Consider the following 15,374-nt stretch of genomic DNA (forward strand, 5'->3'; position numbering starts at 1 on the left):
TTAGCCGAAGTTACCTATGCAACTTGAGGAGCCCGCACCCCATGGGAATTTTGAAGAAGAACCGCCGCCGCAAGAACGTGAAGGCCACCAAGGCCAAGGCCGAGCTGAAGAAAGCTGAGGCACGCGCACGGAAGTTCGCCCGCGACGAGGCGAAGGCTGACCTGCGCACCATGGAACTTCTGGACAAGGCGGAGCAGCGGCTGGTCAAGGAGGAGAAGAAGGCCCTGAAAAGCAAGCGCAAGCACGAGAAGCAGCTTGCGCAGGCGCACCTCAAACGCATCGAGGAGTCCGGCCTGACCAAGAAGAAGGCGAAGCAGTGGACCGGTGCCGCCCGTGCGCTCGTGCCGGTACTGCTGCCGCTGATCTACAAGGCTTGGACCTCCTACCGCCAGGGCGAGCTGGACAACCGTGCCGCAGGCATGGGGCTGACGTCGCAGGATCTTGCCCGCCACTCGGGCCGCGGTGCGGAGCTGAAGGCGCGCATTGAGGCACTGCGGGCAAACGTCGACAACGAATCATCGCTGCCGCGTGGCTTTGCCGACGACGCGCGTGTGCGCCTGGCCGACCTGGATCAGGCAGTGCGCAACGCGGAGCACGCGAGCCCGGAGCAGCAGCGCCTCACCCACAACGCGATCGAGCAGGACCTCACCGACCTCGCTGCGGAGATCCACGCGAAGCAGCGCGGCTAGACGCTCTATTCGCTAGAGCAGCCCGAGTTCGCGAGCGCTGGCCACCGCCGAGGTGCGTGAGCGCACGCCGAGCTTGTCGTAGATGTGCACGAGGTGGCTTTTCACCGTCGCCTCGGAAAGCATGAGCTCGTGGCCAATCTCTCGGTTCGACGAGCCGGCAGCCACCAGCTGCAGCACCTCAAGCTCACGCGGGGTGAGCGAGGTGCGTGGGGTGCGTTCACGAACTTCCAAACGGTCGCGCACCACCGCCGACATCGGCTGCTCCTCCACTTCACCGAGCGCCACGGAGCGCACCGCAGCAACCAGCTCGTCCGGCGGTGCGTCTTTGAGCAGGTAGCCCACCGCACCGGCCTCGATGGCGCCGAGGATGTCCGCGTCCGTGTCGTAGTTGGTCACCACCAGCACTTTCGGTGGGGTCTCCATTGCCGCGTTGATCTCGGCCGTCGCCTGCGCACCCGTCATCACGCGCGCGCCTTCCGCGCCGGCGCCGAAGCGCAGGTCCATCAGCACGACATCCACACCGCCTGCTTGCGCGGTTGCAATCGCGGCTTCGGCGGTGGCGACTTCGCCAACCACCATGATGTCGTCGGCGTCTTCCAGTACGGCGCGTAGGCCGAGGCGCACAATCTCGTGGTCGTCTGCCAGCAACACGCGAATCATGGCTCTATCCTATCTCCGCCTCATCCTTTTGATTGACAGCACCCGCAGGCGACTCGGCGGGCACCTCATCAGGCACCGCCACGGACAACGCCGTCGGCCCACCTGGTGCGGACTCAATCACTAGCTCCCCGCCCAACTCCGCCGCCCGCGAGCGCATCGCGTTTAACCCTAAATGCCCGAGCCCGGACGGTTTGCCCGCCTGCGCAGCAACGTCGAAGCCGACGCCGTTGTCCACCACATCCAGACGCACCCCGTCCGGCTCATATGTCAGCGTCACGCGCACCCGCGATGCCCCAGAGTGCTGCACCGCGTTCGATACCGCCCCCTGCGCAATTCGCAGCAGTCCGGCCTCGGTGCGCATCGGCAATTCAGCGACCTCCCCGTGCGCCTCTACCTCGATGCTCATGTCAGCGGCCTGCGAAAAGTCGTTCGCGATGCGCCCCAGCGCCTCCGACAGCGACGCCTCCCGTAGCCCCGCCGGCGTCAGCGCCGCGATCATCGCCCGCGTCTCCGCCAAGTTATTCGATGCCGCCCGCCGCGCCGCCTCCATTCGCCGCAGCGGCGCCTCCACCTGCTCCTCACCCAACCCAAGCGCCTGCACATCGCGCTCAGCGGCATGCAGCAGCATCTGAATCGACGACAGGTTCTGCGCCACCGTGTCGTGAATCTCGTGCGCGAGCCGTTCGCGTTCCTGAGCCACGCCCGCCTCCCGTTCAGAGTTGGCGAGCTGCTCTCGCGTTGCCAAGAGCTCGTCGATAAGCGCCTCGCGCTCCCTGCTGACCCTGCTGACCGTGGTGAATGCATAGTTCGTGGCCACGACGACCACCGCGGCGAGCGTCGGCCCCATGATGCCGCCGAGCGTGAGCCCCGCGGGTACCTGGAATGCGATCGCCGCGCCGAGCCCGAGCACAACACCGAGCAGCCCGCGCCAATCGTTGAACGCGCGCAGGTAGACGAAAAACAGAATGAACACCCAGTACACGGCCACCGGCGAGATCGTCATATCCGCCACCCACACGGCCGTGAGCCCGACGAGCCAAATCACCCGGTTCCACGCGCCCCACCTCGGCATCTCGACGATCCCGTAGAACAGCAGGAAGGAAAACGCTGTGACCAGCATGATGTGCAGCAGCGCCGAGTTCAGCGGCATCCGCGCAAGCACCCCAAGCGAGACCAGCACCAAGCACACCGACAGCACGGTGATACCCGCGTCCAGCGCCTTGTTGTCGGGGATGTCGGCGGGATCGCGTTCCAGCATCACTAATCTGGAGCTCATGCGCTTGAGACTACTCACCTCACTGGTCGCGGTTTGTGCACTGGCTGCGGGTTGTTCACAGGGCTCAAGCTTGACGACGCCCACGTTATCCCCACCCCCGCAATCCTCGGACCCCCAGGCCGCCCCGGCTGCGCCTGCCGGAGACGGCCTCCCGGTCGATGCCGTTCCGGACACCTCGCGCGATGCTTCGGACACGTGCCCGTACCTGGAACCCCAGTTTGTCGCGGAGACGAACGGGCAGGTGGTCACGGGTGTTGGCATAGATGGGCGTTTTGACCCGCCGGCGTGCCAGTTCTGGTCCTACCCGGAAGAGCCGCAGCTGACGGTTACCGTGCGGCGCATGGACTCCTTCGACGAGGCGATGGCCGTGGTGGATTGGGCCGCGCCGATCGAGCAGACCGCACCGGCAGACGAGCCGGAAGGCTGGGACGGCGGCCGCTTCGGCGGCGGCGAGGTGCCGGGGCGAAGCGGCGCAGGCTATGCGGTGGCCAAGGACAACGTGGCTGTGGTGGTGCTCACTAACCAGGACGAATCCTTCAAAGCGGAGGTGGTCGCGCAGCACGTAATCGCTACGCTGGGGTTGTGAACTCCGCAGCCTCCACCATCAATGTCGCCGCCGTGGTCATCCGCAACGCTGCCGGTGAGGTGCTCTGCGTTCGCAAAGCCACGAGTCCCCGCTTCCAGCTGCCCGGAGGCAAGCCGGAGCCGGGCGAATCGATGGTGGACGCCGCGATCCGCGAAACCCGGGAAGAAATCGGCGTTAACGTTCCGCGCGAATCGCTGAGCTTCCTCGGACGGTTCTCCGCCGAGGCTTCCAACGAGCCGGGACACACCGTGACCTCGGCGGTGTTCACCAGCTCCGTGGTTCCAACCGACCCCGCACCCGCGGCAGAAATTGCCGAGATCGCGTGGATTGACCCATCCGATCCGCAGGGCCACGAACTCGCCCCGCTGCTGGCCACGCGCATCTTCCCGGCGCTCGCACCCCGCGACATCGGGGCGGTGGCTGTGTTCGCTGGCGCGCGCCCCAGCTCCGATACGACGACATCGCAGCTCGCCTTCGAGTTCGGCGCCGCGCTCGCCGAGGCTGGCATCACCTTGGTTTACGGCGGTTCGAAGCTGGGGATGATGGGTGAAGTGGCCCGCGGGGCGTCGTCAAGCAATGGCTCCCTGGTGGGTGTGCTGACCACCCACCTTGCGAACTACGAACTGAAGTTTGATGAGCTGGACCGGCTTGAGGTGGTGGGCACGATGGCCGAGCGCAAGGCGCTGATGAGCCAGCTTGCCGACGCCTTCGTGGTCCTGCCCGGCGGTGTCGGCACCCTAGACGAGCTGTTTGATGAGTGGACGAGCCAGCAGCTGGGGATTCATTCCAAGCCGATCGGGTTGCTGGGCGTGGAGTTTTGGACGCCGTTTCTGACGATGGTGGATCACATGGTCGAGCACGGGTTTGTGCGCGCGACGGACCGCGAGCACCTCATCGTCGCTGATGAGCCGGGGGAACTGCTGGCTGCGCTGCGAGCGTGGGTGCCGCCCGTCCCGCGCTGGATTTAAGGAGAGCCGCAACCTTAAACCGCGACGTCGTTGTAGGGCATTTGCGCGGACACCCAGGGAAACACCACTTCCATCAGCAGGAAGAACACCGCCGCCGCAATGATGAGGGTGAGCAGCCATTTCACCGGCGGCGGGCCGGGCAGAGTGCGCCAGAACAATCCGTAAAGTCCCATACCGTTTCCTAAGTACGCTCCGTCATCGCCGCGGGCAGCGGCCCGCCATCTTCCGTCTTCGGCAGTACCTCAGTGCGCACCGCGTGGATGACCATGCGCTCCGCGTTGGAGAACTGCGGGTGGCACGTGGTCAGTGTGATCAGCCCCTCTGCGCCATCAGCGACCTCCATCGAGGCATCACCCGGAAGCGGGTTGAGCACCTCGACGTCATTCGGCAGGGTGATGTGCCTGCCCTGCACTGCTGCGTAGTCGCCCGCCGCGACGCGCTCGTTCAACGCCTCCGGCAAACACGCCGTCCCCTCAGCGCGCCGCTCCTCCGCCGCAAGACCCATTGGCAGCACCCGGTAGGTCACCCACGACGAACGCGTCTCCACCACAATCGCGTCACACGCATGCAGCGCACCGAGATCGTTGAACGGCGCGCCCTTTCCCACGCGGTGCCCAGCCACTGCGAAGTTGCCAGCTTCGCCGGGCAACTGCGTATCCGGGTAGCGCCCGGGGCCAGCCAAGAGCGTCTTTTCATCCACACCTTCGAGCACGACGAACTGGTAATCCGCGCCGAAGGCTGGGATGAACAGGCGGGCGAAGGCGTCGCCAAGCATTGGTCTTTCTTGCGACCTTGGGTTGGTCCAACCTTCTTCTTGCCACTGACCCTCAAGCCGCGACTGTGCCTCGTCCTGCATCCGGCCTGAAGCGATGTTGGTCCAAAACGACTCGTAAAACGCGAAGAGCAGCAGCAGTGCCCCCGCTGTGACCAGCAGCTCTGCCACAACTTGCCCGATGCGCAGCGGTTCCGTATCGGGCGAGGTCATGGCCTAACATTAACGCACATGCTGGAAATGTTCGTGTACCCGGTCTCTGCCGTGATGAAGTTCTGGCATTGGCTTTTGGCCGAGCAGTTCAATATTCCCGCCAACGCGACATGGATCGCGTCGGTGATCCTGCTGGTGTTCACGGTGCGCGGCATCATCCTCCCGTTCGCGTGGCAGACGTATAAATCCGCGCGCACGACCTACCTCATGCGCCCACACCTGGAGGCGGTGAAGAAGCAGTACGGCGAGTCCGTCACCCCGGAGGAACTTCGCGCGGAGGACGAAGAACGCAAGCGCATTCAGAAGGAGCACGGCTACAACCCGCTTGCCGCGTGCGTGCCGGCGCTGATCCAGATCCCGGTCTTCCTCGGCTTGTACCGCCTGCTGCTCTGGATGGCGGTGCCCGATGCCGCCGGCGGCCGCTCGCTCGGCGTGCTTTCCGAGCCTGAGATCGAGTCCTTCCGTAGCGCCGTCCTCTTCGGCGTCCCGCTGCCCGCCTACGTATCCATGTCGGATGAGCAGTTCGAGTTTCTGGGTACCACGCAGCATGATGTCCGCACCCTCGCCATTCCGCTCATCGCCACCGCGATCGTGCTCACCTCCACGAACCTCCTGGTTAACCAGCTTCGCAACCGCGCCACCCTGGAGTGGGAAAACACGATGACGCGCCAGACCTACTACATGCTCTACTGGCTCATCCCGATCGTCGCCGGCGCCCTGCTCACTGCCGGACTCACCGGCCTCGTCCCCATCGCGCTGCTGATGTACTGGGTGTGCAACAACCTCTTCACCACGCTGCAGACCGCCGCGTTCTCGGTGCTCATTGTGCGCCGCTACCCCTCAGAAGAGATCCACCACCGGTCGCAGGCAGAAGCTAAGGCCGCGGTCGACACAAGGAAGAGGGAAAACAAGGAGCGCAAGCTTGCTTTACGACGCAAGCGTCTCACCGCCATCACGCGACCCCAGTCCTTCAACGAGATTCGACGTGAAATCAAGGCCGAGAAGCAGGCGCGCAAGGACGCGAAGGCCGCGGAGAAAGCTGACAAGAAGGCGCTGACGAAGGAGCGCAACCAGGCACGCAAGGAGCTCAACCGGCAGATTATGGCCGAGCGCAAGGCAGCCAAGGAAGCAAAGAAGGCTGGTAAGGCGGGTCAGGCTGGAAAGGATGAAGCTCCAACCATCGCTGGGTCGACGCGCTGGACGCCGCCGGCTGCGCCTGGGTCGGCGAAGAGCTAAATCGAGTAGTCCGCCGCCGGTGCGCCGAGAGCGCTCTTCGCCAACTGGCGCGCGGTCTCGAGCGGGGCGACGCTGCGGGTGAAGCGCGCGCCGGCCAGCCCACCGTCGAGGTAGATGAGCATCTCGTCCGCTTGTTCAGAGGATTCGTACCCGTTCTTCCGCGTGAGCAGCTCGGTGAGCGTGGTGTGCATCCAGCGGCGGTGGTTCAGGCTGGTCTCCACAATCCGGCGCTCAGACTCGCTCTCTGGGCGCGGGTACTCGGTGGCCGCGTTGAAGAACGGCGAGCCGCGGAAGTTCTTGCCCGGCTCCTCATCGATCGCCATATCGAAAAACGCGATGATCTTGCCGTCGAGGTCATCCGCCTTCGCGGCGCGTTCCTCCCAGCGCGCCCGGTACTCCTCGTCCAGACGCTCCAGGTAGGCCACAACAAGGTTGTCTTTCGATCCGAGCAGCGAGTACAGCGAAGCCTTGGCCACGTCCGCTTCACGCAGTACACGGTCAATGCCAATAACGCGGATGCCCTCTTCGTTGAACAGCTTCGTCGCGGCGTCAAGGAGGCGCTCGCGCGGGCTCGGGCGGTTTCGGCGCCGTGCACTTGGCTTCTTCTTGCCCGCGTCTGAGCCGGTGTTTGAGCTGGTCACTGGGCGCCTCCTTCGCATACTGAGCAGTAATAGACAAACCGGTATGACTATCCTACAACGGGCGGTCTTAAAACGGTGTCCCGGAATGGCAAAATCCCCCTGGCGGCAATGCGCCAAGGGGATCCGTCGTCAAGCAAAATGCTTGTGTTTAGCGGCGGCGGCCAGTCACCAGGTTGACGATCCAGAGCAGGACGACTGCGCCGAGCACGCAGGTGAACAAGCTAAAGATCCAGTTACCGCCGGCGACATCAACACCGAACAGGGAGAGGAGCCAGCCGCCGAGCAGGCCGCCGATAATACCGACGACGATGTTGAGGCCGATACCCATTTGCGCGTCGCGGTTCTGAATCATCGATGCGATCCAGCCCGCGATACCGCCGAGCACGATCCAACCAAGAAAACCGAGTGTAGGAGTCATGAAAAAGGTCCCTTCAATATGTACGTAATGCTTCCAGGCCCATTATGCCGAAAAACGGTCAGGATTGGGGACGTACCACCATCATCGGGCACGGTGCGGACTGCAGAAGCGCACGCGAGGTCGAGCCGAGCAGCATGCCCTTGAAGCCGCCGCGGCCGTGCGATCCGGTGATCAGGAGCTGCGCACCCTCGGCTGCTTCGGTGAGTGCGCGTACCGGACGGTCGCGAGTAATCACCTTCTTCACCTGCACCTCAGGGTAGGTGCGACCCAGTTCACGGAGGTAGTTTTCCAGCAGCTCAGACTTTTCGTCGTGCGCTTCTTTCCAGCGGTCCTCGCTAACCGTGAAGCCGGCTCCTGGAGCCTGCACCTGGGTGTCAATCCAGGTGTGCACCGCGATCAGCTCAGCTCCGCGAGCCTGCGCTTCTTCGAAGGCGACCTCTGTTGCGCGACGTGACACCTCGGAGCCGTCGATGCCGACCACGATCGGGCCGTACTTCGTCTCCTCGGTGACGTTGTTGTCCTCGCGCACCACCACAACCGGGCAGCTGGCGTGAGAAACCACAGCGCCGGAGACAGAGCCGAGGACCATGCCCGACAACCCGCCGAGCCCGCGCGAGCCCATCACGATCATCCCGGCATCGCGCGACATCTCGAGCAGCATGTCGATCGGCGAGCCCTCCGCCACAGCGTGACCAATCGCCAGGCTCGGCGCAACCTCTACGGCAAGTTCACGGGCCGCGTCGATCTTGCGCATCGTCTCGCGTTGCAGATCGTCATACAACTCCTGCGGCGGCACCATGCCCTCCGCGTAAAGGAATTGCGGCATGGTGTAGCTGGATGCCAGCCGCAGCGGCACGTTGCGCTTCATCGCGGTGTTTGCCGCCCACCGGACCGCGTTGTCGGAGGCCGGGCTGCCGTCAACAGCGACAACCACATCTTTCACGTCGTGGCTTACAGAGTCTTGAGCTGCGTCAGCTTCGTTGCTCACGATCCCGCCCTTTCAGGTAGAAGACTGGTTATACCATGTATTCTACGCCCGCCCAGACCGGTCTACTTCGGTATTTCGATCGGCTGCGCCGCCTCAGCATTCGACGGGTACAGCAGCTGGTAGAGCAGGCTGGCAAAGTCGGCAATCAGTTTGCCAATGCCCTCGCCGAAGAACTTCTGAATAGGTTCAAGTAGTGCGCCAAGATCCATGCCGGATAATCTACTACACATCATGGCCCGCAAGAAGCACCCCCGACAACCATTACCGCCGCGTGGCGGCCTTTCCGCTTCGCGCATCCGCCACCCGGGCCCCGATCCAACTACAGCCTTCGAGTTCGTCGTTCGGGTCATTGCAGAGCAGCGCCACCGCCACCCGGAAGACACCGAAGAGGCAGTCATGGAGCGGTTTGCTCAGGGGCAGGTCGTGCTTATCGACGCCTCCCCCGTGAACCCCGACGACCTCATCCAACCAGGGACCGACGTCTTCTTCTACCGGCGTCCCGCACCTGAGACTCCAGTCCCCTACGAGATCCAGACGGTGTACGAGGACGACGATCTCTTGGTGGTGGACAAGCCGCCTTTCTTGGCAACGATGCCGCGCGCCGCGCACATCACCGAAACCGCGACTGTCCGCCTGCGCCGCGCTACCGGAAACGAGGAACTCACGCCGGCGCACCGGCTCGATCGCATGACGTCTGGACTGCTGCTGCTTACGAAGCGCAGGGATATCCGAGGCGCGTACCAGGAGCTCTTCGCCGCCCGGCAGGTGTTCAAGCGCTACACCGCAATCGCCCCGGAGCTGGATCTCGCGGTCCCCACCGTATGGCGGAGCCACATCGAGAAACGTCATGGCGAAGTGGCCTCTAACAACGTCAAAGGTGCGCAACCAAATGCGGAGACCATTGTCCGCTCGGTTGAACGGCTGCAGCCGGCGCAGGAGGATGCGCTTCACCGAGTCCATGAAACAGAGGGGCCTCTCGCCCGCTATCTCCTGGAACCGGTGACTGGGCGTACTCATCAGCTTCGCGTCCACATGTGCGCAGCGGGTGCGCCGATTCTCGGCGACCCGGTCTACCCGGTGGTCAAAGCGTTCGGCGACGAGGATTACAGTGTGCCGATGCGGTTGAAATCGATCGAGATTGCGTTCGAGGACCCGTTGAGTGGGCAGGCGCGCCATTTCGCCGCCCAATCCGATGTCGTATAAACCCGATCTAAATCCAGAAATGCCGCGAACCCGGTACCTGGATTGTGCTTCCAGGTACCGGGTTCGCGGTTGTTGTGAAGTTGTTGGGTCGGCGGTAACCTACTCTCCCACACCCTCCCGGGTGCAGTACCATCGGCGCGGGCGGGCTTAGCTTCCGGGTTCGGAATGGGTCCGGGCGTTTCCCCGCCGCTATCAACTACCGACACATTTTGTGGTTGTTGGCCACACACTGTGTTGTCCCCAGGGTTGGGGTCCCCCCTGTTGGTTGGGGTGGTGTGGTGTGTCAGATACCGGAGAATGGACGCGTTGCGGTGCAGGTTTGTTCTGCTGGTTTGTGTTGGTGTTTTGGTTTTGGTGTATTAGTACCGGTCGCCTGACCACATTACTGTGGGTACAGTTCCGGCCTATCAACCCCATCGTCTTTGGGGAACCTATGAAACCTCATCTTAAAACAGGCTTCCCGCTTAGATGCTTTCAGCGGTTATCCTTTCCGTACGTAGCTAACCAGCGCTGCTCCTGGCGGAACAACTGGCACACCAGAGGTACGTCCGTCCCGGTCCTCTCGTACTAGGGACAGCCTTTTTCAAGTTTCAACGCGCGCGGCGGATAGAGACCGAACTGTCTCACGACGTTCTGAACCCAGCTCGCGTGCCGCTTTAATGGGCGAACAGCCCAACCCTTGGGACCTACTCCAGCCCCAGGATGCGACGAGCCGACATCGAGGTGCCAAACCATCCCGTCGATATGGACTCTTGGGGAAGATCAGCCTGTTATCCCCGGGGTACCTTTTATCCGTTGAGCGACACCACATCCACAAGTAGGTGCCGGATCACTAGTCCCGACTTTCGTCCCTGCTCGACTGGTAAGTCTCGCAGTCAAGCTCCCTTGTGCACTTACACTCTTGCACCTGATTGCCAACCAGGCTGAGGGAACCTTTGGGCGCCTCCGTTACATTTTGGGAGGCAACCGCCCCAGTTAAACTACCCACCAGGCACTGTCCCCAACCCAGATCATGGGCCAAGGTTCAGGTATCCACTACGGTCAGAGTGGTATTTCAACAACGACTCCACGGGCCACTGGCGTGGCTACTTCACAGTCTCCCACCTATCCTACACAAACCGCACCGAACACCAATACCAAGCTGTAGTGAAGGTCCCGGGGTCTTTTCGTCCTGCCGCGCGTAACGAGCATCTTTACTCGTAGTGCAATTTCACCGGGCCTGTGGTTGAGACAGCAGGGGAGTCGTTACGCCATTCGTGCAGGTCGGAACTTACCCGACAAGGAATTTCGCTACCTTAGGATGGTTATAGTTACCACCGCCGTTTACTGGGGCTTAAATTCTCCGCTTCGGACAAAAGTCCTAACAGGTCCTCTTAACCTTCCAGCACCGGGCAGGCGTCAGTCCGTATACATCAACTTCATCGTCTTCGCACGGACCTGTGTTTTTGATAAACAGTCGCTCCCCTCTCTTCTCTGCGACCACCACCAGCTTGAAACCGCATGTGTTTCGCACCAGGTGTGGTCCCCCTTCTCCCGAAGTTACGGGGGCATTTTGCCGAGTTCCTTAACCACAGTTCACCCGCTCGCCTGAGTATGCTCTACCTGACAACCTGTGTCGGTTTCGGGTACGGGCCGTCTATCCACATCGCTAGAGGCTTTTCTCGGCAGCACAGGATCACCAACATCACCCCTTTTGGGCTACGCATCACGCCTCACACCTTCTAACGGCCGCATTTGACAAGCCGTCGTGCTGCACGCTTGCACCACAATCCAAATACGTGGCTTGGCTACCACTCTGCGTCACCCCATCACTGACCTACCACGGATCAGGCCCCACGCATCACCACACCACAGGCACCCACAAGGATGCTGTCAGTACGGCTCTGGGTGGTTAGTCTCACCGCTTCGATACTGGGCGCGGATACACGGGTACGGGAATATCAACCCGTTGACCATCGACTACGCCTGTCGGCCTCGCCTTAGGACCCGACTCACCCTGGGAAGACGAACTTGACCCAGGAACCCTTCGTCATTCGGCGGGCAAGATTCTCACTTGCCATTCGTTACTCATGCCTGCATTCTCACTCGCACACAGTCCACTGCCCCTTCCAGTACAGCTTCACCCCATGCACGACGCTCCCCTACCCAACGCAAAAACGTTGCCGCGGCTTCGGCGGTGTACTTGAGCCCCACTATATTGTCGGCGCGAAACCACTCGACCAGTGAGCTATTACGCACTCTTTCAAGGATGGCTGCTTCTAAGCCAACCTCCTGGCTGTCTTCGCGATCCCACATCCTTTTCCACTTAGTACACCCTTAGGGGCCTTAACCGGCGATCTGGGCTGTTTCCCTCTCGACTATGAAGCTTATCCCCCACAGTCTCACTGCCGTGCTAGGTTTCACCGGCATTCGGAGTTTGGCTGACATTGCTAAGATGATAGTCCCGCTCAACCAACCAGTAGCTCTACCTCCGGCAAACACACACAACGCTGCACCTAAATGCATTTCGGGGAGAACCAGCTATCACGGAGTTTGATTGGCCTTTCACCCCTACCCACAACTCATCCCCTCAGTTTTCAACCTAAGTGGGTTCGCGCCTCCACAACCTCTTACAGCTGCTTCACACTGGCCATGGGTAGATCACCCCGCTTCGGGTCTAGGACATGCCACTAAAAGGCACCCATTTCGGATTCGCTTTCGCTACGACTCCCCAACCAACTGGTTAATCTCGCGACATGCCGCTAACTCGCAGGCTCATTCTTCAAAAGGCACGCCATCACACACAAGAGGTGCTCTGACGGATTGTCAGCGCACGGTTTCAGGAACTCTTTCACTCCCCTCCCGGGGTACTTTTCACCATTCCCTCACGGTACTTCATCCGCTATCGGTCACACTGAGTATTTAGGCTTACCGGGTGGTCCCGGTAGATTCACAGCAGATTCCACGAGCCCGCTGCTACTCGGGGCAAAATGACCACACCACGCATGTGCGCCTTCACGTACAGGACTCATCACCTACTCCGGTGTGCCATCCCAGACACTTCCGCTAACACACAACACATGATGCGACAGTTGACAGCCTGCCACGGTCATACCCCACAACCCCACGCATGCAACCCCTGCCAGGTCTCACACACACATGGTTTAGCCTCATCCGCTATCGCTCGCCACTACACACGGAATCACACTTGTTTTCTTCTCCTACGGGTACTGAGATGTTTCACTTCCCCGCGTCAACCCCCACACAGGCTATGCATTCACCTGCAGGTAACCGCCCACAACGACGGCTGGGTTTCCCCATTCGGACATCCTCGGATCAACGCTTAGTTGGCAACTCCCCGAGGCATAACGCAGCCTCACACGTCCTTCATCGGCCCAGCATGCCAAGGCATCCACCGTACGCCCTTAAAACAAAACACACTAAACAACACCCACACACACCCCACCACCACAACAAAAGGTGACAGCAGAATATGCGCGGGCAACACACAAAAAAGAAAGAAAAAAACACTACCCAACCAACCCCAACCCCACACAAGGAGCCAGGCAATTGATTGGTTCATGCTCGCGTCCACTCTCCAGTTCTCACACACCACACCCACACACCCCACACACAACCACCGGCTGCGTCCAGGACTATGCGGGCCACAAGAACACCACACCATGCACACACAGTGCACACAAACGGTGTGTTGTTCCAGACACCCAACAGCATGCCAACGCGTATGTTTATGAACCCCCGTTGATACATCGGTGCACTCGTGACATCTCCAACGCGGGCGACGTTTCTGAAGCCACCCGCCGGTATGTGACCACCCGGATATTTTGCAAATGTATTCGGTGGCAGGCGCACCCACGGCAACCTCAACCACCACACCCTGCAACTGCAGGGTTTGTTTAAAGTACTGCTCCTTAGAAAGGAGGTGATCCAGCCGCACCTTCCGGTACGGCTACCTTGTTACGACTTCGTCCCAATCGCCGATCCCACCTTCGACAGCTCCTTTTGACAGGCCACTGGCTTCGGGTGTTACCAACTTTCATGACGTGACGGGCGGTGTGTACAAGGCCCGGGAACGTATTCACCGCAGCGTTGCTGATCTGCGATTACTAGCGACTCCGACTTCATGGGGTCGAGTTGCAGACCCCAATCCGAACTACGACCGGCTTTAGAGCGATTCGCTCACCCTCACAGGCTCGCAAGCGCGTTGTACCGACCATTGTAGCATGTGTGAAGCCCTGGACATAAGGGGCATGATGATTTGACGTCATCCCCACCTTCCTCCGAGTTAACCCCGGCAGTCTCTCATGAGTCCCCACCATCACGTGCTGGCAACATAAGACAAGGGTTGCGCTCGTTGCGGGACTTAACCCAACATCTCACGACACGAGCTGACGACAACCATGCACCACCTGTACACCAACCACAAGGGAAACCACATCTCTGCGGCGATCTGGTGTATGTCAAGCCCAGGTAAGGTTCTTCGCGTTGCATCGAATTAATCCACATGCTCCGCCGCTTGTGCGGGCCCCCGTCAATTCCTTTGAGTTTTAGCCTTGCGGCCGTACTCCCCAGGCGGGGCGCTTAATGCGTTAGCTACGGCACGAACCCCGTGGAAGGGACTCACACCTAGCGCCCACCGTTTACGGCATGGACTACCAGGGTATCTAATCCTGTTCGCTCCCCATGCTTTCGCTCCTCAGCGTCAGTTACTGCCCAGAGACCTGCCTTCGCCATCGGTGTTCCTCCTGATATCTGCGCATTTCACCGCTACACCAGGAATTCCAGTCTCCCCTACAGCACTCAAGTTATGCCCGTATCGTATGCAACCCCGAAGTTAAGCCCCGGTATTCCACAAACGACGCGACAAACCACCTACGAGCTCTTTACGCCCAGTAATTCCGGACAACGCTCGCACCCTACGTATTACCGCGGCTGCTGGCACGTAGTTAGCCGGTGCTTCTTCTCCAAATACCGTCAAAATTCGTCTTTGGCGAAAGGAGTTTACAACCCGAAGGCCGTCATCCCCCACGCGGCGTCGCTGCATCAGGCTTGCGCCCATTGTGCAATATTCCCCACTGCTGCCTCCCGTAGGAGTCTGGGCCGTATCTCAGTCCCAATGTGGCCGTACACCCTCTCAGGCCGGCTACCCGTCGACGCCTTGGTAGGCCATTACCCCACCAACAAGCTGATAGGCCGCGAGCTCATCCCACACCGAAAAAACTTTCCACCACGATCACCACACCGTGGTCCTATCCGGTATTAGACCCAGTTTCCCAGGCTTATCCCAAAGTGCAGGGCAGATCACCCACGTGTTACTCACCCGTTCGCCACTCGAGTACCAAAGCAAGCTTCGGCCTTTCCGTTCGACTTGCATGTGTTAAGCACGCCGCCAGCGTTCATCCTGAGCCAGGATCAAACTCTCCACAAAAACACCAAACAATAACTGCCCAGTGCGTGTTTCAGAAGAAACAGGCCGTGAAAAGCCCAATACCCAACCAAAACAAACCACCCAACACAAAACCGTGCTGGACTGGCTATCCAAAAATTACCTTCGTGTCTGCTTGTTGTATCCGACGAGGAAAAACCAACAAACAACACAGTTTTAAAAAAACTACTCGTGAAACCATCACACGCATGATGCTGTGTAGCTTTTCACCAGCACACCACAAGCCCCAATCATTGGTTCAAGGCCATGGCGACCGGCACACACCAACCACCCCACAC

General features: G+C 60.7%; 13 protein-coding genes and 3 rRNA genes. 5 read left to right on the forward strand and 11 right to left on the reverse strand.

The features are described from left to right. The first annotated feature begins 41 nt into the window (after nucleotides 1-41). The gene (locus CGLAU_RS11655) at nucleotides 42-689 is read left to right on the forward strand and encodes a DUF6474 family protein (RefSeq protein WP_095660853.1); all 648 of its coding nucleotides are present in this window, start codon (nucleotides 42-44) and stop codon (nucleotides 687-689) included. Between the two features lie 12 nt (nucleotides 690-701). Here CGLAU_RS11655 and CGLAU_RS11660 read toward each other — a convergent pair whose 3' ends face one another. Both CGLAU_RS11660 and CGLAU_RS11665 read right to left on the reverse strand, forming a co-directional pair. Beyond that, entirely contained in the window at nucleotides 702-1,349 is a 648-nt protein-coding gene (locus CGLAU_RS11660) for a response regulator transcription factor (RefSeq protein WP_095660854.1), read from the reverse strand. Nucleotides 1,350-1,353: 4 nt separating this feature from the next. Beyond that, the gene (locus CGLAU_RS11665) at nucleotides 1,354-2,625 is read right to left on the reverse strand and encodes a sensor histidine kinase (RefSeq protein WP_095660855.1); all 1,272 of its coding nucleotides are present in this window, start codon (nucleotides 2,623-2,625) and stop codon (nucleotides 1,354-1,356) included. 70 nt (nucleotides 2,626-2,695) lie between these two features. Between CGLAU_RS11665 and CGLAU_RS11670 the strand changes: the two genes are divergently transcribed. Then, the gene (locus tag CGLAU_RS11670; RefSeq protein WP_415877135.1) at nucleotides 2,696-3,211 is read left to right on the forward strand and encodes a DUF2020 domain-containing protein; all 516 of its coding nucleotides are present in this window, start codon (nucleotides 2,696-2,698) and stop codon (nucleotides 3,209-3,211) included. Further along, nucleotides 3,208-4,179 carry a TIGR00730 family Rossman fold protein gene (locus CGLAU_RS11675; protein WP_095660857.1) on the forward strand — a complete coding sequence of 324 codons (972 nt, stop codon included), beginning with the start codon at nucleotides 3,208-3,210 and terminating at the stop codon, nucleotides 4,177-4,179. The genes CGLAU_RS11670 and CGLAU_RS11675 overlap by 4 nt, the downstream gene beginning before the upstream one ends. A 14-nt stretch (nucleotides 4,180-4,193) precedes the next feature. On the opposite strand, the gene CGLAU_RS12410 is transcribed toward CGLAU_RS11675, so the two are convergent. Next, nucleotides 4,194-4,352, reverse strand: coding sequence for a hypothetical protein (locus CGLAU_RS12410; RefSeq protein WP_095660858.1), 159 nt, complete (start codon nucleotides 4,350-4,352; stop codon nucleotides 4,194-4,196). An 8-nt stretch (nucleotides 4,353-4,360) separates the two neighbouring features. Then, complete coding sequence (locus CGLAU_RS11685) at nucleotides 4,361-5,164, reverse strand: class E sortase (protein ID WP_095660859.1); 804 nt, start codon at nucleotides 5,162-5,164, stop codon at nucleotides 4,361-4,363. Nucleotides 5,165-5,182: 18 nt separating this feature from the next. On the opposite strand from CGLAU_RS11685, the gene yidC reads away from it, so the two are divergent. Beyond that, on the forward strand, nucleotides 5,183-6,400 hold the full coding sequence (yidC, locus tag CGLAU_RS11690; protein WP_095660860.1) for a membrane protein insertase YidC: 1,218 nt from the start codon (nucleotides 5,183-5,185) through the stop codon (nucleotides 6,398-6,400). On the opposite strand, the gene CGLAU_RS11695 is transcribed toward yidC, so the two are convergent. The 4 genes from CGLAU_RS11695 to CGLAU_RS12415 form a co-directional block, all read right to left on the reverse strand. After that, entirely contained in the window at nucleotides 6,397-7,059 is a 663-nt protein-coding gene (locus tag CGLAU_RS11695; RefSeq protein ID WP_095660861.1) for a TetR/AcrR family transcriptional regulator, read from the reverse strand. The genes yidC and CGLAU_RS11695 overlap by 4 nt on opposite strands. Before the next feature lie 130 nt (nucleotides 7,060-7,189). Beyond that, on the reverse strand, nucleotides 7,190-7,459 hold the full coding sequence (locus tag CGLAU_RS11700; protein ID WP_095660862.1) for a GlsB/YeaQ/YmgE family stress response membrane protein: 270 nt from the start codon (nucleotides 7,457-7,459) through the stop codon (nucleotides 7,190-7,192). Between the two features lie 58 nt (nucleotides 7,460-7,517). Continuing rightward, nucleotides 7,518-8,447, reverse strand: coding sequence for a universal stress protein (locus CGLAU_RS11705; protein WP_232507124.1), 930 nt, complete (start codon nucleotides 8,445-8,447; stop codon nucleotides 7,518-7,520). Nucleotides 8,448-8,509: 62 nt separating this feature from the next. After that, complete coding sequence (locus CGLAU_RS12415) at nucleotides 8,510-8,656, reverse strand: hypothetical protein (protein WP_198304939.1); 147 nt, start codon at nucleotides 8,654-8,656, stop codon at nucleotides 8,510-8,512. A 22-nt stretch (nucleotides 8,657-8,678) separates the two neighbouring features. Between CGLAU_RS12415 and CGLAU_RS11710 the strand changes: the two genes are divergently transcribed. Beyond that, entirely contained in the window at nucleotides 8,679-9,650 is a 972-nt protein-coding gene (locus tag CGLAU_RS11710; protein WP_095660863.1) for a pseudouridine synthase, read from the forward strand. An 86-nt stretch (nucleotides 9,651-9,736) separates the two neighbouring features. On the opposite strand, the gene rrf is transcribed toward CGLAU_RS11710, so the two are convergent. The 3 genes from rrf to CGLAU_RS11725 all read right to left on the reverse strand — a co-directional run bounded on the left by rrf (nucleotide 9,737) and on the right by CGLAU_RS11725 (nucleotide 15,078). Beyond that, nucleotides 9,737-9,854, reverse strand: a 5S ribosomal RNA gene (gene rrf, locus CGLAU_RS11715). Nucleotides 9,855-9,988: 134 nt separating this feature from the next. Continuing rightward, nucleotides 9,989-13,068 (reverse strand): 23S ribosomal RNA (locus CGLAU_RS11720). 497 nt (nucleotides 13,069-13,565) lie between these two features. After that, nucleotides 13,566-15,078 (reverse strand): 16S ribosomal RNA (locus tag CGLAU_RS11725). Together the 16S, 23S and 5S rRNA genes form the textbook arrangement of a ribosomal RNA operon. Between the last annotated feature and the right edge of the window lie 296 nt (nucleotides 15,079-15,374).

It is taken from the genome of Corynebacterium glaucum (genome assembly GCF_002287505.1).
Taxonomy (GTDB): domain Bacteria; phylum Actinomycetota; class Actinomycetes; order Mycobacteriales; family Mycobacteriaceae; genus Corynebacterium; species Corynebacterium glaucum.